A 20909-nucleotide genomic window follows, 5' to 3' on the forward strand; every position below is an offset into this window, starting at 1 on the left:
TAACTGGCGGCGATGGACTTGCAAACCGATCCTGACGCCTTTCTGCGCCGCCTGTTCCAGGCGGCGCTCGACGCCGCAGACCCGTCTGTCTGCGTCCCCGAGCATCTGCCCGACCCGCCTAAAGGCCGCACTGTCCTAGTCGGCGCCGGCAAGGCGTCGGCCAAGATGGCGCAGGCGATCGAGCGGGCCTGGCCTGGCGATCTCTCGGGCCTCGCGGTCACGCGCTACGGCCACGCGGTCCCGTGCGAGCGGGTGGAGATCGTGGAAGCCGCCCATCCCGTGCCCGACGCCGCCGGGGAGGCGGCGGCGCGGCGCATCCTGGCGCTGGCGGAGGAGCTGGGGCCGGACGATCTGCTGCTGTGTGCGATCTCCGGCGGCGGCTCGGCGCTGTTGGCGGCGCCGGCCGAGGGACTGACGCTGGACGATAAGCAGACGGTCAACCGTCAACTGCTGCGCTGCGGCGCGCGGATCGGCGAGATCAACGTGGTGCGCAAGCATCTCTCAGCCGTCAAGGGCGGGCGCCTCGCCGCCGCCGCCGCGCCGGCGCGGGTCGTCAGCCTGTTGATCTCAGACGTGCCGGGCGACGACCCCTCGATCATCGCCTCCGGCCCGACCGTGCCGGATCCCAGCAGCTTTGCGGATGCGCGCAAGATTTTGGCCGCCTACGACGTCGATCCGCCCCATGCGGTCGCCCGTCATCTGGACGCGGCCCGGGACGAGACGCCGAAGCCTGGCGATCCGCTGTTCGAGCGAGTCGAAAATCGCCTTGTCGCCGCGCCGCTGCTCTCGCTGAAGGCCGCGGCGGAGGTCGCGCGCGCGTCGGGCGTCACGCCGCTGATTCTGGGCGACGCGCTGGAAGGGGAGAGCCAGGAGGTCGCGCGCGCGACGGCCGGGATCGCTCAGTCGGTCCGCGCGCACGGCCTGCCGGTCGCCGCGCCGGCCGTGCTGCTGTCCGGCGGCGAGACGACCGTCACCATGCGCGGCGAGGGGGTGGGCGGCCCGAACGCGGAATTCGCGCTGGCGCTGGCGCTGGCCTTGGACGGCGCGCCCGGCGTCTACGGCGTCGCTTGCGACACGGACGGCGTCGACGGCGCTGCGGAAGTCGCGGGCGCCGTGATCGGCCCGGCGACGCTGGCGCGGGCGCGCGCGGCGGGTCTGGATCCGGCCGAGGCGTTGGCGCGAAACGACGCGCACAGCTTCTTCAAGGCGTTGGGCGATCAGGTGACGCCCGGACCCACGCTGACCAACGTCAACGACTTCCGGGCGGTGTTGATCCTATAAGGACGGGGGAGGCGCGTCAGACCCAGGCGCGCATCTTCTCCGCCGCGATCAGCGAGACGACGCCCACGGCGCCGATCGTCAGCACCGCGAAGAGGCCCGCGAAGACGGAGCCGGTCTGCATCGTATCGAGCGCGATGTCGTAGGAGAGCCCGGCGCAGACGATCAGCCCGCCGGCGTAGGCCAGCCATTCCAGCTTCAAATACAGCCCCGCGCCGACCACGATCGCCGCGATGATAAGCACCGCGCTCGGCCCGAAGATCATATCCAAGATCGCGGCGGCGGCGAAGCCTATGATGAAGAGGCCGACCCCGAGGGCCGGCAACGGCGTCGAGGCGACGGGCGAATTGGACATGGCGGATGCTCCCCCTGGACCGCGGTCTCGCTGATTGGCGAAAGTATCGCGTCGGACGGGCGCGAGGGCAAGGGCGCGCTCAAACCGCCGCCTCGCCGTAATAAAGGCTCTGCACGTGTTTCGCCTCTGCGAAGAAGAGATAGCGTTCGGCGACGAGCCCGACGCTCGCGGTGACGAGAGACAGCGCGACCAGTCCGATTTCCGCCCAGCCTTGCGAGAAGGAGGACATCAGGATCGCCAGCATTGGGAAGACGAAGGTCCAGACGAGAGCGATCCGGCGCAGGCGGCCCGCATGCTTGCGTGCGATCTGGAAGCCCATCTCGCGCATCAGATAATTGGGCTCGCTGTGCGGCGGGTCGAGCGCCTGGACCCGCGCGCCCGCTTCGCCGAGGCCGGTCGCGTCGGCCGGCGTGGCCTTCTTCTTTCGCTTCTCCTCGCGCTTCCAGTAGCCGAGTTTGGCGACCAAACCGGCCAGCAGCAGCCAGGAGACGACCCCGCCCAACGTCTCGGTTCCGAATCCCAATGCGTGGGCGATCGCGTTGAGAAGCACGCCGCCCGTCGCGGGGCCCAGCAGCAGATAGCCGATCGGGGTCCACGGCGTCGCCCACATCGGCACGGCCTTGAGCGAGGCGTAGATCATGCCGGTGCAATACAGCACGACCAGCGCCGAAAGCGCCGCGAGGCCGGCGAGCGCCGCCTCAATCGACGACGGCGCGCTCGCGGAGGCGTCCAGATAGCGTAGCGCCCCCCAGCCCGCGATCGGCACGAAGGCGGCGACCGCCGCCACGCCTTCGCGGCTGAGCCAGGAACTGCGCCATTGGCTCAACGCGCGCCACGCCCGCTCCGGACGGCCCAAATGGAAGGTTGAGGCGCCGAGTCCCACGACTATCAGCGCGAGCGCGACGCCGACGATCGCCAGCGTCGCGACCGGATCGCGCGGCAGCAGCCCCATCGCCTCCGCCAACACGGCGACGACGATCAGGCCATAGCCGGCCCCGGAGGCCGTCGTGAACAGGATGACCGATTTGGCGGGATGCATGGGGACCTCACACTCGAACCGAAAGGCGCGTCACAGCTTGCGGAAGATCCAGTTGGCGGCGAAGCCTGCGAAGCCTGCGATCAGGATCGCCGCCAGCCCGTAATAGGCGGGGAACATGTTGGCGGCGCGGAAGACCTGGGCGCCAAAGCCCTCCTTATTCACGAAGAGCGGCGTCGTCTGCGCGCTGACCACTTCGCCGCCCTGCACCAGCAGCGTTTCGACGGTATAGGTGCCGACCGGCACGTTGGCCGGGATCAGCACCGTCGTGCGGAACAGCCGTCCGCCGCGCCATTCGACGCGGCCCGCCTCTTCGCTGTAATGGCCGACGCGGATCTTGTTGCGCACGATCGCCTCTGCAAAGGGCTGGCGCATGTCCGGATTCTCGCCCTCAGCGAGCCGCAGGCGGATGTTCTCGACCCCGATTTGATGGCGACGCAACGCCGTGTCCGGCAGGTTCAGCGCCTCTCGCGGGGCGGACGTCGCGACGTGATAGAAGGCCGGCACGCCCTTGAAGGTCATTTCGGCCCGGTTGACCCAGACGCCGGCGATCCTGTCCTTACGGCGGACGACCACGTCCTCCTTCGGGCCGTGCACGACGACGACCACTTCGCCCGTTCCCTCGATCGAGCCGAACAGGAGCAGTTCGGTCCCTGTGAAGCCGGCGGTGATGGCGACCAGGTGATCGTCGAGGTCCGCGACCAGTTGCTCGGCCGCCTGGGCGGGCCTGGGCGTCGGCGCGAGATGCAGCGCCGCCGCGCTCAAACCGAGGGTCGTCAGCGCGAGAAGGAGCAGCGCGCCAAGACGTCGACGGGTGAAGAGTGTGCGCGCGCGGGCCATCACTCACCTCCCGGCGCGGTCAGGCTATAGAGATCGGCCGGCTCCAGCACCAGATCGAAAAGCAGCTTGCCGCAGACGATCAGCACCATAGCCGCCAAGAGCCCGCGCAACTGCTCGCCCTTCATCTTGGCGCCGAGTTTCGTTCCGAACTGCGCGCCGATCACTCCGCCGATCAACAGGAGAAGGGCCAGCACCACGTCCACCGTCTGGTTCAGCGTCGCCTGAAGGAACGTCGCGTTGCCGGTCACGAACAGGATTTGGAACAGCGAGGTGCCGATGACGACGGTGGTCGGCATGCCCAGAAGATAGATCATCGCGGGCACCATCACGAACCCGCCGCCCACGCCCATAATGGCCGACAACACGCCGACGAAGGCGCCGACGCCGATCGGCAGCAGGGCCGAGATGTACAGCTTCGACTTCCGGAAGCGCATCTTGAAGGGCAGGCCGTGCAGCCAATTGTGCTCGTGAAGCTTGCCGCGCCCGCCCTTCACCGGGCGTCGCGCGCGCAACACCGCCCGCAGGCTCTCCGCCGCCATGAGCCCGCCGATGATCCCGAGGAAGATGACGTAGGAGAGCTTGATGACCAGATCGATCTGACCCAGCGTCTGCAGCCAACGGAAGACAAAGACGCCCCCGGTCGATCCGATGAAGCCGCCGACCAGCAGCATCAGCCCCATCTTCACGTCCACATTGCCGCGCCGCCAGTGCGCCATCGCCCCGCTGACGGAGGAGGCGACGATCTGATTCGCCCCGGTCGCGACTGCGACAGGCGAGGGCACGCCGATGAAGATCAACACCGGCGTCATGAGGAAGCCGCCGCCCACCCCGAAGATGCCGGAGAGCACCCCGATGCCCGCGCCGATCCCGAGGATGGCGAAAATGTTGACCGACATCTCGGCGATCGGCAGGTAGATGTGCATCGACGAAAGCCGCCCCCGCTTGCCCGTCGTCGCCGGTCGAAGGAATGCTGTGCGGCCTCATGGATGCGGACCGCACGCGGTGAAGTCTTGCAAGAAAGCGCCTTTTGCGCCCATACGTCAATGCGACGCTCCGTCTCAATTTTCAAGGTCCCGAATTTCGCGGACCCGTAGCAGGGAGACGCCGAATGGCCGACGAGCATCATCTGGACGCGACCGGCCTGAAATGCCCGCTGCCAGTCCTCAAGGCCCGCAAGCTTTGGAAACAGCTGGACGGCGGCGCCGTTCTGGCAGTGGAAGCGACCGATCCCGGCGCGCCCAAGGATTTCGAGGCCTTCTGCGAGGCGCAGGGCGCGGACCTGCTGGAAAGCGTCGAATCGAACGGCGTCTACACCATCCGGTTGCGCAAACCCTGAGCCGGCCGTCCGCCTGTTGCGGGGGCGCGCCGATGAAGGTTTGCGTCCCCGAAATAAGCCTGCTCCGCCTCAGTCGGCCTGACTGGAGCTCTTGTACATCTCGGTGATCGAGACGGCGAGATGGTCCTCGACCACCACCACCTCGCCGCGGCCGACGGGCATGCCGTTGCAGCGCACCTCCACCGTGTCCCCGACGCGGCGGTCGAGTTCGATCACCGCGCCGCGGCCGATCTTGAGCAAGTTCGAAACCTTCATATCCGCCGTGCCCAGCACCGCGGTCAGGTCGACCATGATGTTCTGCACCGCGCTGGAGCGGCCGTTGCGCGAGACCGCCTCGGCGGCCGCCTGCTGCACCGGCGTCGGACCTTCGTCGTCGCTCATCGCGTCCGCCCTTCGTCGATCCGGCGGACGCCGCTCGCCGCTTTTGCGTCGAGGGCGCGCGCCTTGTAGTCTTAATCGCAGAGCATACGCTGCGATTCGCGGAAACGTCGATGCAAGAAAGAGACCGCCGCCCTGATCCGCCGACCCGTCGCGCCGTACTGCGCGCGGGCCTTTCAGCCGGCGTCGGGCTTCTCGGGGTCGGCGCGGCCTCGCGGGCGGCGGCGCGCTCGGTCGATGAGTGGCGCGCGGCGGTAGGCGTGCTGCAAGGCCGGTTCCGCGGCGCCGGCTTCGAACAGCGCATCGCGATAGAGCCGGACGGCTTCGCGATTCATCAGATCGCCCCGCCCGACATCGTTGAGCAGAAGAGCTGGCCCTCCATGCGCTACAGTCGCGTGGGACGCGCGAACTTCTTCTCCGGCGTCCCGGCTGACAGGCTGATCGTTGATCACGAAGTATGGTTCGCCCGCATGCAGGCGGACGGCGCGCTGATCGTCGAGGCGCATTTCTTCGACCGCTTCGGCGCGCGCATGGACCTTGTGAGCCGCCGCCGACTCAGCCCCGATGGCCGCGCGCTGTTGTGGCGCGTGGATTTGAATCGCGCCGGGACGCCGATCCTGGCCGAGGAGCTCAGATTGGAGAAACGATGAGGGCCGCGCGCGCGATCCGTCCGGCGGAGTGGCTGCTGGCCGCAGCGCTTTGGCTCGCGCCGACGCTCGCCAATGCGGAGATTCCGGCGGATCTGCTTGGTCGCGCCGAAGCCGGCGACGCCGCCGCGCAGTATGAGATCGGCCGCCTCTACGAACGGGGCGCGCAGGTCCCGCGCGACGATTTCGAGGCGGTCCGCTGGTTCGCGCGCGCGGCGGAGAACGGCTCGCCCCGTGCTGCGCTCGACTACGGCTGGATGCTGGCGAACGGCTACGGCGTCACCCAGGACGAGGGGGCGGCCTATTACTGGTTCGCCCGCGCCGCCGCCGCCGGCATGCCCGGCGCGGCCGATCAGCGCGACGCGCTGGCCGAGCGGATCGAGCCCGCCGTAAAAGCGAGGGCCGACGCGCGGATCGCGGAGCTGACCGCGCCCGCCCCTGACGCGCCGGGCGGACCCCCGGCGCCCGAGGAGAGTGGGGCGGCGCCGCTTCCCGCGGCGGATCTGCGCGACGTCTTCGCCTTGCGCCGCGCCTATAACAGCCCCGGGCGCGGCGACGACGCCGAGCTGCGCCCGGCCGTCCGCCGTCAGGCGGAATTGGGCGACGCGCTGGCGCAGAACCTGCTGGGCGTGATGCTGATGCGCGCCACCGCGCGGGCCGACAAGCTGGAGGCGCTGGAGTGGTTTCGCAACGCCGCCTGGCAGGGTCTGCCGGCGGCGCAGTTCAATCTGGCCGATGCGCTGGCTTTGGGCGTCGGCGGCGAGCGGGACCTGCGTCGCGCGCTCGCGCTGTTGGAGGAGGCGAAGGCCGGTCTGCCCTCGGCCGTGCCGAGCGACTATGAAAGCGCCTCGCGCCTGTTCGCCGAACGCGCCGAGTTCGTCGACCCCTATCTCGCCGCCATGCAGGGCTATCGCAGCGCCGGGACCGAACTGGGCCAACTGATCGAAATGCGTCGGGCGGAAGTCCTCGCGCAGCTCGAAATGGCGCGCCGCCTGGGGCAGTGAGGACGGACCCGTGGACTGGTACGCGCTCGCCAAGGACGCCTTTCAACTGGTCGCGCCGAATGCGCCCTATTGGCTGTTGCTGGGCCTTGCGATCGCCGTCTGGCTGCGCGAGCGCCGACGGCGTCGGGTCGCCGCCCCGGGCGCGCGGCGGGCGGGGATGAGCCTGATCGGCCTCTTGGGCGGGACGGCGGTCGCGCTCACGCTCCTCTCGGCGCCGGCGGGGCCGAAACTGGCCGCGCTGGCCCTGACGCCCAAGGGCCCGTCGGCCGACGCGGACGCCCCGGCGCCCGACGGGCGGACCTTCATCGCGCTTTTTTCCGGCGGGATCTGGCGCGGACCCGACGACCGCTGGCGACCCAGTTCGGCGAGCGTGGCGCGCAGTCTGCGCGCGATCGACTTGGCGTCGCGCACCGGCCTGCCGCTGGTCTTGAGCGGCGGACGCGTGCCTGCCGACGCGCCGCCTGAGGCTGACGTCATTCGTGAGCGGTTGCGGTTTCCCGCCGACCTGCATGTCGACCGCACCGCCCGCAACACGTTCGAAAACGCGCAGGCGTTCTCCGAGATTGCGGCCCGGCTAAGCTGGACCCGGGCCGTGGTCGCGACGGACGCCGCCCATCTGCGCCGGGCGGCCGCCTGTCTGCGCGCGGCCGGAGTCGACGTCGTCGCTTATCTGCCGACGCGTCCTTTCCCGAAGCTCACGCCGGCCGATGCGATCCCGAGCGTCTTCGGCCTCGCCGCTTGGCGTGCGCCGCTGCGGGAGGCGGCGGGTCTCGCCTATTATCTGGCGGTCGGCCGCATCGGCTGGTCGGACTTATGAGGGCCGGCCGCCCGCGTTCTTCACGACGAGCCACAGGGCGTGGATCATGCCCGGCACGAAGAAAAACAACGTCAAAATCAGATTGAGCCAGAAGTGGAGCCCGATCCCCACCGTCAGAAACGCCGCCACCGGCGGCAGAAAGATCGCGAGCACGATGCGGATGATGTCCATGTGTCTCCCCCGTCAGCGCTTGAGGACCGGAGGAGCGGCGCTCCGGCGCAGCTCGACCAAGTCCGAATCCGCACGCCGCTGCGGCGCGCGTGCAGCATTGAAGGGTAGCCTCCGACGCAACGGCGCGCCAGAGGAGAGGCGCGGTTCGAGCCGCGAGTCTTAGCCCTTAGCCTACGGAGAATCCGACAACCGCCATAGCGATGACGGCCAGCGTCAGCGAGACGACGAGGATCCAACGGACGCGCCCGCGGGATTCGCCCTGACGCGCGTTCTCGGGTTTCTTTTCGACGGCCATTCGTGAGACCTCCTTCCCATGCGGTGTTTCGGTCTTGGCGTTCGGCCCGGTCGGCCTTGACGGTCGATGTCGCAAAGGCGGGCGCGACAGTCGGTCGCGCCGCCGACCCTTCCCCATGTAGGGCGTCGATCGGCGCTGTCGACCGCAGATGTTTCGGGAGGCTCAGGAAAATGCGGCGGGCGGCTGGTGCCGGATGCAGGGATCGAACCCGCGACCTTCGGTTTACAAAACCGCTGCTCTACCAGCTGAGCTAATCCGGCCCGGGGCGCCCGGACGGGCGCGCCGCCGCGGCGTTTCTAGCACCATGCGCGCCCCTTCGCCAGCCTTCGCGCACGCCTTTCGACGGTTGTTTTTGACGGGATATGCGCGCAAAAATATCGGGCGCAGCGCCGCTGCAACTTTCCCCCCGCATAGGAGACCGCCCCATGCTGCAAGGACTGGCCCGCCTGCCCAACGGCCTCAGCGTCCGCCCCGCCCGGCCGTCGGACAAGCAATTCCTGCGCAAGCTGGTCGACGACAAATATTCGGACCTCAAGACGACCACGGATCTCCCGCGCGATCAGCTGGAGCATCTGATGGAGATCCAGCTTCAGGGCCAGACGCAGGGCTACGGCGCGATGTTCCCGAACGCCGTCTATTTCGTGATCGAAAAGACGGGCGAGCGGATCGGCAAGCTCAGCCTCGATTGGGACGGCGAGGCGGCGCGGGTCGTGGATCTGGGGTTCATCGCCAAGGCGCAAGGCAAGGGCTACGGCCAGACGGTCGTGCTGGCCCTTCTGCAGGCCTGCGGCCAGTCGAAATGCCCGCTGACGGTGGTCTGCCTGGCGCACAATGTGGCGCTGCTGCATTTCCTGCAAAGCCATGGCTTCGAGGCTGAGCCGCCGGAGGCCGGCGCCGCGCACATCCTGTTGACCTGGACGCCGACGGCCGACGCCATGCGTCAGTGAGCGCCGCCGGCGCGCCGGGCGAAAGAAAACCCCGCCGAAATCGGCGGGGTAGTTTTAAATGGGCCTCATACCGCGACGGCCCGTCAGTTGCGCTGCGGATACAGGCCGAACAGGCAGATCGACCAGTTGATGGCCAGGATCGGCTGGACGACGCTGAAGCTCTGGCCCCCGCCCGTGTCTTGCACAGCGACGACGCCGTCGCCGCCCGTGCCGCTCACGCCGCCGAGGGCTACGGTCGTGCCGGCTTGGTTCGCCGGCACATAAAGCGGCTGCGGCGCGGTCAGCCCGCCGCCGCCGAGATAGTCGCCGGCCTGCGGCGTCGCATTGCTGCCCTGCGTGGTCGAGACTTCAACCGTGGCGGAGCCCCCGCCGGCCGGCGTGAAGGCCGCGGTGTGGGTGTGAGCCGGCATCTCGCTGACCGAAAGCGTTTGCGTCTCCCACCCTAAGCGCTGTCCGATGGGATAATGGCTGGTTCCCGCGCTTTGACCGAACCCGATCGCCGCCCGCCCGCGAAGATCGGGCAGCGCGAAGACCGTTCGCCCGTCTCCGCCATAGAGCGTGCCGATCAGCGAGAACAAGGACTGGTTCTGCGCGATTGAGATAAGGGCGCCCGCGCACAGGCCCCAATTGCGCGGCGCGAAGCTGAAGCCGAAGCTGGCGAGCATGCCGATAAAAGGACTGTCCATCTTTCTTCTCTCCCCCTTGCGCCTTTCGGGATGGGACCGGAAGGCGAATGTTGGTGCAACGAAGCGCCCTCAGGCGGTGTTTCTAGGTGAAGACGATTTGCAAAATCCGCATGTCGTGCGACAGCGTCTCGTCCGCTGGGCCGTTCGGGTTCGGATGGCTCGTGATCTGTGCGATCGCGACCCCCTCGACCCGAGACCCGTCGGGCATGATCAGGTCGTGACAGGCGCACTCCGAAAGGCCGAGCGGTTGGTCGCAGCGAAGCAGAACGGAGAAGGGCGTGCGCGCCCCCTTCGGAGCGTCCGGCATCGCGCATTCCTTGTGTTCGCTGACCTCAAGAAATTCGACCTGAGCATCGGGCCCGTCGACAAATACGATGGAGCCGTGTTTGCCGACCGCTTTTTTGAAGTCGCCGGCCTTCAGTTTGTCCAACATCGTTCGAACGTCCTCCTTGCTGCGGAAAGCCGGGCGTCAGTTGCGGCTGGGGTAGAGACCCTGCAGGGCGATGCACCAGCTGATCGCCAGGACCGGCTGCACCACATTGATCGGCACATTGGCCCCAGTCGGCGATAAGGTCACAGCCCCGTCCGTTTGGGCTGGCGTTACGCCGCCCAGCGGCACTGTCGTTCCCGCGGAGGCGGGCGGCACGTAATTCGGCTGCGCGGCCGTCAGGCCGCCGCCGCCGGCGTAAACGCCCTCGCTCGGAGTGGAGACGGCGCCCGCCGTGGTGCTGACCGCGACCGAAGCGGACCCGCCTGTGGGTTGAAAATGCGCCGAATGGTTGTGCGGAGGGAGGTTTAAGATCGTCAACGACGCCGTTTCCGCGCCGGCGCTGGCGCCTATCGGGTAGCTGGGGGCGCCGGGGCGCCCCCCTTGGCCCGCTGCGGCCCGGCCCATGAGATTGGGCAGACCGAACGAGGTCGTCCCATTGCCCCCGTAGATCGTCCCCAGAAGGGAGAAGAGCGCGGTATGCTGCGTGATGTCGAGGAGTTGCCCTTGGCAGAACGCGTAGTTTAACGGGGCGAAATTGAAGCCGAAGGCCTGCAACATGCCATAAAAAGGATTATCCATTCGCTTTCTCCCCCGAACTGCGATGGTTCGCGTTCCGTCCCGTGCCCGTGTGAAACGCGTATTAGGAGCAAATAGTTTAGGAAAAAGGTTAAGGTGGCAAGCAGATTGAGCGTAAAACCGTTAGAATAATCGCTTGAGGTGAAGCCTGCACCGAAAGCCGGGCGGCGAGGCGCGCGGCGACCTAGCTGAGGCACACTTGGTAGACGGTCTTGCCGCCGCTCTCTCCCGGCGAAACGATCGGGGTGATCAGAATGTTCTCCATTCTCCCGAAACCTTCTCGTTGCAGCGTGTATCCGCCGTCGCCGTTGAGCAGCACGCTCGCCGTTTCATTATGAAAAATTAGGCTGAAAGGCGTTCGAGCGGAATTCGGGTGAGCGCCGGCGGGATTTTCATGCACCGCCACCAGGCGCAGGGCGACCGTCCTATCCGTGAAGGGCGCCTCGAAAATCTGATTGAGATGCGGCTCGAAATCGGAGGCGCTGACGGTCCCCAAATCGCGCCGCGTGTCGATGGAATTAGCCTTGGTCGCTCTCTTTGCGACCGCGGGCTTTTTCGCAGCGGCCTTTCTCGACGAGGTCTTCTTACCCGCCGCTTTCTTACCAGTCGTCTTCTTGGCGGCAGCCTTCTTGGCGGCGGCCTTTTTCGTCGACGTGCGCTTTTCAGCCATAACGGCGATCCCTGTGCTTAACCGGTCCTTGAGTGTGACCATAAGTTACAGTTACAGCCACGCGCAACTTTTAAGAAAATCAGCAAACGGTAAACATTGTTGATTTAATTCGTGTCATTGTTGTAATGCGCGCTGAATGGTCGTACTCTGTAGAAGTGCGCATTACCGCTGAGGCGGTTCTGTGCAGGAATTGAGGGACGGGGCGTCAGGGGCGCGGCCTTCGCCGGGGACGGCGGCAGGCCGCCGCCCCCCGTATGGCGAGAGGGTGACGGGACAATGTCTTTCCGCGACGCGCTGCTGTCGGGCGCTTTCTTCGGCAAAAATCGCGATCTGCAGGCCGGGCGTTCGCTGCGCGGGGGCGCGCCCTTGCGCGGGCTCACCCATGTCGCACCCTTGGCTCTGGAGCCGCGGTTCATGTTCGACGCGGCCGGCGTCGCCACCGGCGCGGAGGCGGCGCAGGACGCCGCGGCGGAGGCCGAGGCTGCGGCCGGCGCCGACGGCGCGGGCGACCCAGCGGACGATGACGGCGTCGAGGCGGCCGTCGCCGCCCATACGCCGCCCGAGAACCGCAAAGAGGTGGTGATCGTCGATCCGACCGTGGCGGACTATCAGACCTTGCTGGACGGCATGGACCCGGACGTCGAGGTGATCATGCTCGACAGCACCGGCACGGTTAGTGAGATTGCAGACGCCCTGGTCGGGCGCACCGATCTGAGCGCGATCCATATTCTTAGCCACGGCGGCGCCGGGTCTCTCGTCCTCGGAGGCGAGACGTTGACGCTCTCCACGCTGGAGGCGAACGCCGACGCGCTGGCGCGAATCGGCTCGACGCTGAACGCCGACGGCGATTTGCTGCTCTACGGCTGCAACGTCGGCGCCGACGGCGCCGGGCGGGGCTTCATCGCCGGCATGGCGGAGTTGACCGGCGCAGACGTCGCCGCCTCCACCGACGAGACCGGCGCGGCTGCCCTGGGCGGGGACTGGGATCTGGAGGCGACGGTCGGCGAGATCGAGACCGCGATTGCGGTTTCTGACGCAGCCCAGGCCGAGTACGGCTTTACGCTGGCGACCTTTGATTTCACAAGCGCCAGCGGCGGCGGCACCGCCACCGTCACTCAAACGGTCAGCGGCGTGACGATGACGATCACGAACGCCGGAAGCCAATCTATGGCCGTCTCGACCGCTGCGAACGGGCTCGGGACGATTTCCGGCAATTCGGTGATCGGCAATTCAGCGCTCAGCGGAACGTGGACCGTTTCCTTCAGCAGCAGCGTGAACGTCACGCAGTTCGAGTTCCTTACCCAGACGAGCGCCAGCTTCAACTGGATCTTCACGCCTTCCGGCGGGACCGGCACGACGCGCACGGTCAGCAATACGGGCGACTTGACGCTGAACCAGGGCGTGTCGATCACCGCGTCCGGCGGCGGCAATCTGGATTGGAGCGGCATCACCAGTTTCACGATCGCGCGGTCCGACGGCAGCAACGACACCCGTCCGGCGCTCGACGGGATCCAGTTCACCGCCGCCAACTCCGCCCCCGCGCTCGGCGGGACGCCGGCGGACGACACGGTGACGGAGGATGTGGCGACGGCGATAGATCTGTCGGCCTACAACATCTCCGACGCCGACGGCGACACGGTGACGCTGACGCTGGCGGTCGATCGCGGCTCGATCGCGGGCGCGGCCGGGACGGGGATCACGATCAACAATTCGGGCACCGCGTCGATGACGCTGCAGGGCTCGGTCGCGAACCTCAACACCTACCTCAACGACACCTCCAAGATCACCTACACGACCGGGACCAACGACACGACCGCGGCGACGCTGACGGTCACGCCGAACGACGGCACGGTGAACGGGACGGCCGATACGGTGACGCTCAACGTCACCGCGCAGAACGACGATCCCACGATGGCGAGCCTGCCGGCCTCGGTCAGCTTCACCGAGGATACGCAGGGCAATTTCGACCTCTCGGCCGCGACCTTCGCGGATGTGGATTCCGGCGGTTCGAACGTGACGCTGACGCTGGCGGCGGGGGCCGGGACGTTTGCGGCGAGCAGCGGCGGGTCGGTGACCATCGGCGGGTCGGGGACGAGCACGCTGACCTTGACCGGCACGGCGTCGAACATCGACACCTACCTCAACACCGCCAGCAACATTCAGTACACGCCGGCCGCGAACGCCAACGGCAGCCCGGCGACCACGGTGACGGTCACCGCGAACGACGGCGGCAATACCGGCGCCGGCGGCGGGACCAACGTCAATCTCGGGACGGTCAACGTCAATGTCAGCGCGGTGAACGACGCGCCGACGGCGACGGGCGCGCCGGCGGACGTCTCGGTGACGGAGGATACGGCGTCGAACTTCGACCTGTCGGCCGTGACCTTCGCGGACGTCGACGGGAACAGCCTGACGGTGACGCTGGCGGCCTCGGCCGGCACCTTCACGGCGTCCAGCGGCGGAGGGGTGACGATCGGCGGGTCAGGCACCGGCTCGCTGACGCTGGCGGGCACGGCGGCGGCGATCAACAGCTATCTCGATACGACGACGAACATCCAATACACCGGCGCCTCCAACGCGGCCGGCGACAATGCGGCGACCTATACGCTCAACGCCAATGACGGGACGGTCAATCCGCAGGTCGGCTCGGGCAATATCGACATCACCGGCGTGCAGGACGCGCCGACGGCGAGCGGCGTGCCCTCCGACGTGACGGTGACGGAGGACCAGGCCTCCAACTTCGACCTGTCGGCGGTGACCTTCGCCGACGTCGACGGCGACAGCCTGACGGTGACGCTGGCGGCCTCGGCCGGGACCTTTACGGCGTCGAGCGGCGGCTCGGTCACGGTGGGCGGCAGCGGCACGGGCTCGCTGACGCTTCAGGGTACGGCGGCCAACATCAACACGTTCCTCGATACGGCCAGCAACATCCAATATACCGGCGCCTCGAACGTGAACGGCGACAACGCCGCCACCTTCACGATCAACGCCAACGACGGGACGGTGAACCCGCAGGTCGGCTCCGGCAATATCGACATTACGGCCGCGAACGACGCGCCGACGGCGACCGGCGTGCCGACGGACGTCTCGGTGACGGAGGATCAGGCGTCGAATTTCGATCTGTCGGCGGTGAGCTTCGCGGACGTGGACGGCGACAGCCTGACCGTGACGCTGGCGGCTTCGGCCGGGACCTTCACGGCGTCGAGCGGCGGCGGTGTGACGGTCGGCGGCAGCGGCACGGGCTCGCTGACGCTCGCCGGCACGGTCGCGAACATCAACACCTATCTCGATACGGCCAGCAACATCCAATACACCGGCGCCTCCAACGCGGCCGGCGACAATGCGGCCACCTTCACCATCAATGCGAACGACGGCACGGTGAATCCCCAGGTCGGCTCCGGCAATATCGACATCACGGGGACGAACGACCCGGCGGTGCTGGGGACGACCTCGACGCCGAGTTATACGGAAGGCGGGTCTTCGGCGCTGCTGGCCGGGACCTCGACCTTCAGCGACCCGGACACGACGACGGCCTTCAACGGCGCGACGATGACCTTCTCGCTCGACACCTACCGCACCGGCGACCAACTGAGCTTCCCCGCCAGCTTCAGCCCGTCCGGCGGCGGCACGGTGACCTACAACTCCGGGACCGGCGCGGTCTCCTATAACAGTACGCAGATCGGCACGGTCAGCGGCGGGAACGCGCAGGCGTTGACGGTCACCTTCAACGCCAGCGCGACGACGGCGGGCGTTCAGGCCGTGATGCGCTCGGCCGTCTATTTCTCCACCAGCGACACGCCGGCGCAGGTGAACACCGACACCGATCGGACGATCAGCGTCGTCTTCAACGACACGACGGTGGATTCGAACACGCTCAACAACACGCTCTCGGTGGCGGGCGTGAACGACGCGCCCAGCTTCACCGGCCTCGACGGAACGCCCGCCTTCACCGAGGGCGGCTCGGCCGTCGTGCTGGATTCCAACGTGACGGTGGCGGACGCGGAGCTCGACTTCATCAACAGCGGCAACGGCTCCTACGCCGGCGCGACGCTGACCATCGCGCGCAACGGCGGAGCGAACGCCTCCGACATCTTCTCGATCCAGTCGGGCGGCAATCTGACGGTCGCGGGCTCCAACATCTCGTCGGGCGGCAACGTGATCGCCAGCTTTGACACGTCGTCCGCGGGCCAAGTGACGATCACCTTCCAGAACAACGGCACGCAGCCGACGACCGCGCTGGTCAACGAGGTGATGCAGGCTGTCCGCTATCAGAACAATTCGAACGACCCGGCGAATTCGGTGCAGTTGAACTGGACCTTCTCAGACGGAGGCTCGGCCGCCCAGGGCTCGGGCGGAGCGCAGACGGCGACGGGCTCGACCACCGTCTCGGTCACCAACGTCAACGACGCGCCGACGCTGAGCGCCACCGGCGGCGACCCGACCTATGTCGAGGGAGCGGGCGCCGCGGATCTGTTCAACACCGTCTCCGCCGACACGGTGGAGACGACGAACACGACCGACCGCTTCGCCTCAATGACCGTGACGGTGACGAACGTCTCCGACGGGTCCAGCGAGATCCTGCGCTTCGACGGCTCCGACGTGGCGCTCACCAACGGCAACAGCGTCAACACGGCGACGAACGGGCTCAGCGTGTCGGTCTCGGTGACGGGATCGACCGCGACGGTCAGCTTCACGGGCGCCAGCCTGACCAACGCGCAGATGCAGACGCTGGTCGACGCCATGGCCTATCGCAACAGCAGCGACAACCCGACGACGGCGAGCAACCGCGTCGTCACCATCACCGGGATCACCGACAATGGCGGCACGGCCAACAGCGGGGCGGACTCCGCCGCGCCGAACCTGACCTCCACCGTCTCGCTGACGGGCGTCAACGACCCGCCGGTCATCGGCGCTCTGGGCGGCGACAACACGGCGCTGCAGCCGGGAAGCGCGGCGAACATCGACAATGGCGGCAACGCGACCGTGACGAATGCGGATTCGGCCGATTATAACGGCGGCTCGCTGACCATCACCGACAATGGCGGGAACAACACGGCCAACGGGAATTTCGCGGTCGACGGGACGAACGTGACCTCGGGCGGCGACGGGACGATCGCCGCGGGCGAGACCATCCAGGTCGGCGGGGTGTCGATCGGCACGGTGCACGCCACCAATGACGGGCAGGGCGGCAACAGCCTGCAGATCGACTTCGCGGCGGACTCAACCAACGCCCGCGTCCAGACGCTGTTGCGCAACATCACCTGGTCGGCCGCGGCCGGCACCGGCGCGCAGACCTTCACCGCGACGCTGAACGATGCGGACGGCACAGCCAACAGCGGCGACCAGGACGGAACCGCCAACTTCACCATGACCCTCGGGAACGCGCCGACCTTGGGCGGAACCCCGGCGGACGCGACCATCACCGAAGATACGGCGACGGCGATCGACCTCTCCGCCTACAATGTGGGCGATGCGGACGGCGACACCGTCACGCTGACGCTCGCGGTGACGGCGGGGACCATTGCGACCACCGATGGGAACGGCACGACCGCCGGCGTGACGATCGCCAACTCCGGCTCCGCGTCGATGACGCTGCAGGGCTCGGTCGCGGACCTGAACACCTATCTGAATGACGCGACCAAGGTGGTCTACACGCCCGTCGCCGACAGCACGACGGCGGCGACGCTGACGGTGACGCCGAACGACGGCACGATCGGCGGCGACGCCGACACGGTGACGATCAACATCACGGCCGTGAACGACGCGCCGACCGCGACGGGCGTGCCGAGCGACGTCAGCGTGACGGAGGACGTCGCCTCCAATTTCGATCTCTCGGCGGTGACCTTCGCGGATGTCGACGGCGACAGCTTGACGGTGACGCTGGCCGCCTCGGCCGGGACGTTCAGCGCCAGCTCTTCGGGGGGGGTGACGATCGGCGGCTCGGGCACGGGCTCGCTGACGCTTGCGGGGACGGCGGCGAACATCAACACCTATTTGGACACCGTCTCCAACATCCAATACACCAGCGCTTCTAACGCCAACGGCAACGATGCGGCGACCTTCACGGTCAACGTCAACGACGGGACGGTCAATCCGCAGCTCGGGACCGGCAACATCGACATCACGGCCGTCAACGACGCGCCGACGCTGGGCGGAAGCCCGCCCGACGTCACGACGCTGACGGCGGGTCAGGCGACGGCCGTGGATCTCTCGGCCTACGATGTCGCGGACGTCGAGGGGGGGACGATCACCCTCACCCTGGCGGTCGACAGCGGGACGATCGCGAGCACGGACGGTACGGGCGGGCCTTTCTCGGGCGTCACGGTAGGCGGCTCCGGGACGACGTCGATGACCCTGCAAGGCACGGCGGCGAATCTGAACGCCTACCTGAATGATGCGACCAAGATCGAATTCACGCCCACCGGCTCCACCAACGCCACGCTGACCGTCACGCCGAACGACGGAACCGTGAACGGGACGGCGGATACGGTCGCGTTGAACTTCCCGGCGCCCGATGACGACGGCGATACGTTCGTCCCGCCGCCGCCAGCGCCGACGCCCTCGGCGGGCGCGCCTCCGCCGGCGCCGCCGCCTGCGCCGCCGCCGGATAGCGGTACGCCGGTCGGACAAAGCGCCGGCGGCCTCGGGTTGGGCGTTGGCGCGGCGAACAATCCTGGGGCTAACAGCGCAGTCACCGGCAATCTCGGCTCTGTGAGCCCGCTCGACAACAGCGGCGCGCCGGTTCAGACGGGTCTGCAAGGCGGCGCGGGCGGCGGCGGCTTCGGGCAGGGCCAGGGCGGCGGCCAAAACGTCGGCGCCGGCTTCGGCCAGGGCGGCGGATTTGGCGGCGGCTTCGGCGGCGGTCTGGCGGGCGGCGGCCTTGGGGGCGGCGGCCTGGGCGGCGGCGGCCTGGACGGTGAGCTTGGGGGCGGCGGTCCTGGCGCTGGCGGCGGTCCGGCTGGCGGCGGTCCGGCGGGCGAGGGTCCGGCGGGCGACGACGCGGCGGCGGCCTCGCCGGCCGCGCAGCCTGACGCGCCGGCGCCGGTCGAGACGGCCCGGGACGACGGCGAGAGGGAGCCGCGCGCCTCCGAGGCGGCCTCCGTCCAGGGGCGCGCAGCGCTTGCGGCCGCGCTCGATGCGGCGCCGCAGGTCGCGACCCTCGACTTCAGCGAACAGCTGGCGGCGATCGACGCGGACAGCCGCTTGGAGGCGGACGCGCTTGCGCGGGCTCTCGCCCTGCACGCGCCCCCGCCGGCGGCCTAGTCGCTGTGGCAAAGGTGCAACGCGCGGCGCCGCTTCGCGCCGGCGGGGTGGGAAGAGCCCCCGAGACGGTGGCGCTGACGCGCCAATTCGGATATCACATGCAACGCTCGTATGGAGACGTATAACATATAGACAAATTACTCATACGAGTGCATATATGTTGAGTTTTGCCGGAGAAGTGTATACTCCGGGTTGCAGTGCAAGGGTGGTGCGACGGTGCGGAGCCGTTCAGCCGAGAGAGGGGCCTGATGGGTATCGGTAGGTTTTCCCGGGCGATCGGTGTCGCCGTGCTGCTGGCGGCGGGCCTCGCCGCCTGCGCGCCGGTCGCGCCGGAGCCGTTCACGCCGACGGATCACGCCGACCGGGTCGAGCGCGATCTGAAGACTCTTTTTCTGGATCAAACCGAGATTTCGGGTCCTCTGACGTTGGAGGAGGCGATCGCGCGGGCGCTCAAATACAACCTCGACCGCCGGCTCAAGCTGATGGAGGAGGCGGTCAGCGTTCGCCAGCTGGACGTCGCCAACATGAACCTGCTGCCCGACGTGGTTGCGAACGCCGGCTATTCCACCCGATCGAACTCCGACACGACGTTCAATGAGGCGCGCACCTCCACGTCGACCACCAGCGATCAGACGCTCCGGACGGCCGATCTGACCGCCTCCTGGAACATCCTGGATTTCGGCATCGGCTATATCCGGGCGCAACAGCAGGCGGATCTGGCGCTGATCGTTCGGGAGCGCCGCCGCCAGGTCATCCACAACATCCTGCAGGACACGCGCGCCGCCTACTGGCGCGCGGCCGCGGCGGAGCGCGCGCTGCAGTCTTTCGAGCCGTTGCTGGAGGAGGTGCGCGGCGCGTTAGAGGCGTCCGAGCGGCAGGCGCAGGAAGGCGTCGGCGCCCTCGATGCGTTGATCTATCAGCGCGACTTGCTGCGCACGATGCGCCAGCTGGAATCGCTGCGCCGCGATATGCGGGCCGCCCGCGCGGAATTGGCGGTCCTCATGAACGTCCATCCGAATTCCGATTTCGAGCTTACGGCGGCCCAAAGCGGCTTCGGGGAGGCGTTGGCGATCAATGCGGCGACCGACCGGCTGGAGATCGCGGCGCTGGAGAACCGGTCGGAGCTTCGCTCCGAAGCGTATCAGCTGCGCATCAAGCAGCGTGAGGCGCGCGCGGCGTTGCTGCAGATGATTCCCGGGCTGAATCTGTCGGCGGGGATCAATTATACGTCCGACAGCTACAAGGCGAACCAGCGCTGGTACGACGGCAGCCTGTCGCTTACCTGGAACATCATGAACCTGTTCACCGGCCCCCGGAACATCGAGCTGGCCGAGACCGAGCAGGAGTTGAGCGAGGTGCGCCGGCTGGCTCTGTCCATGGCGGTGATCGCGCAGACCAACATCGCGCAGTTGCGCTTCGCCGCAGCGCAGCGGGACTTTGAACTCGCCCAACGCCTCGCCGACGTGGAGACGCGCATCAGCGGCCAACTGATCAACCAGGGACAGGCCCAGGCCGGCGGCGCCCGTCAGGCGATCAGCGGCAAGGTGGAAAAGGCGTTGGCCGATCTGCGACGCGATCTCGCCTACGCCGATCTGCAGGCGGCCTACGGCCGGCTGATCGCCTCGATCGGCGCCGATCCGATGGTCGCGTCGGCCGACGGTCACGATTTGGCGGCGGTCACCGACGCCGTTCGGCGGACGCTCGACTCCTGGCGGGCGGGCGACTTTGCGTCGCCGGACGACGCCGGCGAGCCGCTCGCCCTCACCCGCCCCGCGGAGACGGACGAGGCGGCCGGCGCATCGCCGGCCGGGCCCGTTGTCGCGCCGGCGGAGAGCGAGCCGCTCGCGGCGGCGCCGTCGTCGAACGGCGCGCCGGCGGCGAGGGCGGCGCAAACGCACGCCTCGGCTGCGGACGTCGCGCCGGGCGGGTTCACGGCGCCCGGCCGCGGCGGCGCGGATCCGCTCGCTCCGGCGGCCGTGCAGAGGTCGACCCCCGCCGCGCCGCCTGACAGCGCGGTCTTCACGCTTCCCGGCCAGGGTCTTTCCTTTGACGTGAGCGAGGCGTCGTGACCGGCCGGGCGGCGCGCCGCCCGGTTTCTCTCGCGCCCGGTCGAGCGGCGG

Annotated in this window: 19 protein-coding genes and 1 tRNA gene; 8 read left to right on the top strand and 12 right to left on the bottom strand. The window is 68.1% G+C overall.

The window, feature by feature from the left end:
* Positions 1-12: 12 nt before the first annotated feature.
* On the top strand, positions 13-1281 hold the full coding sequence (locus RIB45_RS11280) for a glycerate kinase type-2 family protein (protein WP_350050373.1): 1269 nt from the start codon (positions 13-15) through the stop codon (positions 1279-1281).
* A gap of 16 nt (positions 1282-1297) precedes the next feature.
* On the opposite strand, the gene RIB45_RS11285 is transcribed toward RIB45_RS11280, so the two are convergent.
* The 4 genes from RIB45_RS11285 to RIB45_RS11300 form a co-directional block, all read right to left on the bottom strand.
* On the bottom strand, positions 1298-1633 hold the full coding sequence (locus RIB45_RS11285) for a hypothetical protein (protein ID WP_350050374.1): 336 nt from the start codon (positions 1631-1633) through the stop codon (positions 1298-1300).
* A 79-nt stretch (positions 1634-1712) separates the two neighbouring features.
* The gene (locus tag RIB45_RS11290; protein ID WP_350050375.1) at positions 1713-2672 is read right to left on the bottom strand and encodes a dimethyl sulfoxide reductase anchor subunit family protein; all 960 of its coding nucleotides are present in this window, start codon (positions 2670-2672) and stop codon (positions 1713-1715) included.
* Positions 2673-2702: 30 nt separating this feature from the next.
* Positions 2703-3509 (bottom strand): TIGR02186 family protein, encoded by an 807-nt coding sequence (locus tag RIB45_RS11295; RefSeq protein ID WP_350050376.1) that lies wholly within the window; start codon positions 3507-3509, stop codon positions 2703-2705.
* Positions 3509-4432: a sulfite exporter TauE/SafE family protein gene (locus RIB45_RS11300; RefSeq protein ID WP_350050377.1), complete on the bottom strand. Its 924-nt coding sequence runs from the start codon at positions 4430-4432 to the stop codon at positions 3509-3511. Before RIB45_RS11300 ends, RIB45_RS11295 begins: the two co-directional genes overlap by 1 nt.
* A gap of 185 nt (positions 4433-4617) precedes the next feature.
* Here RIB45_RS11300 and RIB45_RS11305 point away from each other — a divergent pair, with 185 nt between their 5' ends.
* Positions 4618-4845 (top strand): sulfurtransferase TusA family protein, encoded by a 228-nt coding sequence (locus RIB45_RS11305; RefSeq protein WP_350050378.1) that lies wholly within the window; start codon positions 4618-4620, stop codon positions 4843-4845.
* 69 nt (positions 4846-4914) lie between these two features.
* Here RIB45_RS11305 and fliN read toward each other — a convergent pair whose 3' ends face one another.
* On the bottom strand, positions 4915-5226 hold the full coding sequence (gene fliN, locus RIB45_RS11310) for a flagellar motor switch protein FliN (protein WP_350050379.1): 312 nt from the start codon (positions 5224-5226) through the stop codon (positions 4915-4917).
* 110 nt (positions 5227-5336) lie between these two features.
* Here fliN and RIB45_RS11315 point away from each other — a divergent pair, with 110 nt between their 5' ends.
* From RIB45_RS11315 to RIB45_RS11325, 3 genes are read left to right on the top strand one after another with little or no spacing between them, the layout of a single operon-like run.
* Positions 5337-5873, top strand: a complete 537-nt coding sequence (locus tag RIB45_RS11315) for a hypothetical protein (protein WP_350050380.1) — start codon at positions 5337-5339, stop codon at positions 5871-5873.
* The gene (locus RIB45_RS11320; RefSeq protein ID WP_350050381.1) at positions 5870-6874 is read left to right on the top strand and encodes a tetratricopeptide repeat protein; all 1005 of its coding nucleotides are present in this window, start codon (positions 5870-5872) and stop codon (positions 6872-6874) included. Before RIB45_RS11315 ends, RIB45_RS11320 begins: the two co-directional genes overlap by 4 nt.
* A 10-nt stretch (positions 6875-6884) precedes the next feature.
* Positions 6885-7691 (top strand): YdcF family protein, encoded by an 807-nt coding sequence (locus RIB45_RS11325; protein ID WP_350050382.1) that lies wholly within the window; start codon positions 6885-6887, stop codon positions 7689-7691.
* On the opposite strand, the gene RIB45_RS11330 is transcribed toward RIB45_RS11325, so the two are convergent.
* From RIB45_RS11330 to RIB45_RS11340, 3 genes are all read right to left on the bottom strand, one after another.
* Positions 7686-7862 (bottom strand): YqaE/Pmp3 family membrane protein, encoded by a 177-nt coding sequence (locus tag RIB45_RS11330; RefSeq protein WP_350050383.1) that lies wholly within the window; start codon positions 7860-7862, stop codon positions 7686-7688. The genes RIB45_RS11325 and RIB45_RS11330 overlap by 6 nt on opposite strands.
* A gap of 166 nt (positions 7863-8028) precedes the next feature.
* Positions 8029-8157, bottom strand: a complete 129-nt coding sequence (locus RIB45_RS11335) for a hypothetical protein (protein WP_350050384.1) — start codon at positions 8155-8157, stop codon at positions 8029-8031.
* Between the two features lie 184 nt (positions 8158-8341).
* Positions 8342-8417 (bottom strand) — tRNA-Thr (locus RIB45_RS11340).
* 165 nt (positions 8418-8582) lie between these two features.
* Here RIB45_RS11340 and RIB45_RS11345 point away from each other — a divergent pair.
* Positions 8583-9104 carry a GNAT family N-acetyltransferase gene (locus RIB45_RS11345; protein WP_350050385.1) on the top strand — a complete coding sequence of 174 codons (522 nt, stop codon included), beginning with the start codon at positions 8583-8585 and terminating at the stop codon, positions 9102-9104.
* Between the two features lie 83 nt (positions 9105-9187).
* Here RIB45_RS11345 and RIB45_RS11350 read toward each other — a convergent pair whose 3' ends face one another.
* The 4 genes from RIB45_RS11350 to RIB45_RS11365 all read right to left on the bottom strand — a co-directional run bounded on the left by RIB45_RS11350 (position 9188) and on the right by RIB45_RS11365 (position 11526).
* Positions 9188-9790, bottom strand: coding sequence for a phage tail protein (locus RIB45_RS11350; protein ID WP_350050386.1), 603 nt, complete (start codon positions 9788-9790; stop codon positions 9188-9190).
* Between the two features lie 82 nt (positions 9791-9872).
* Positions 9873-10223 carry a hypothetical protein gene (locus tag RIB45_RS11355; protein ID WP_350050387.1) on the bottom strand — a complete coding sequence of 117 codons (351 nt, stop codon included), beginning with the start codon at positions 10221-10223 and terminating at the stop codon, positions 9873-9875.
* Positions 10224-10259: 36 nt separating this feature from the next.
* Positions 10260-10859, bottom strand: a complete 600-nt coding sequence (locus RIB45_RS11360) for a phage tail protein (protein ID WP_350050388.1) — start codon at positions 10857-10859, stop codon at positions 10260-10262.
* 181 nt (positions 10860-11040) lie between these two features.
* Entirely contained in the window at positions 11041-11526 is a 486-nt protein-coding gene (locus RIB45_RS11365) for a DUF6916 family protein (protein ID WP_350050389.1), read from the bottom strand.
* Between the two features lie 276 nt (positions 11527-11802).
* Here RIB45_RS11365 and RIB45_RS11370 point away from each other — a divergent pair, with 276 nt between their 5' ends.
* Positions 11803-18789, top strand: coding sequence for a DUF4347 domain-containing protein (locus RIB45_RS11370; protein ID WP_350050390.1), 6987 nt, complete (start codon positions 11803-11805; stop codon positions 18787-18789).
* A gap of 248 nt (positions 18790-19037) precedes the next feature.
* On the top strand, positions 19038-20858 hold the full coding sequence (locus RIB45_RS11375) for a TolC family protein (protein WP_350050391.1): 1821 nt from the start codon (positions 19038-19040) through the stop codon (positions 20856-20858).
* The last annotated feature ends 51 nt before the right edge of the window (positions 20859-20909 follow it).

This window comes from Marivibrio sp. (assembly GCF_040218065.1).
GTDB lineage: Bacteria > Pseudomonadota > Alphaproteobacteria > UBA8366 > Aestuariispiraceae > Marivibrio.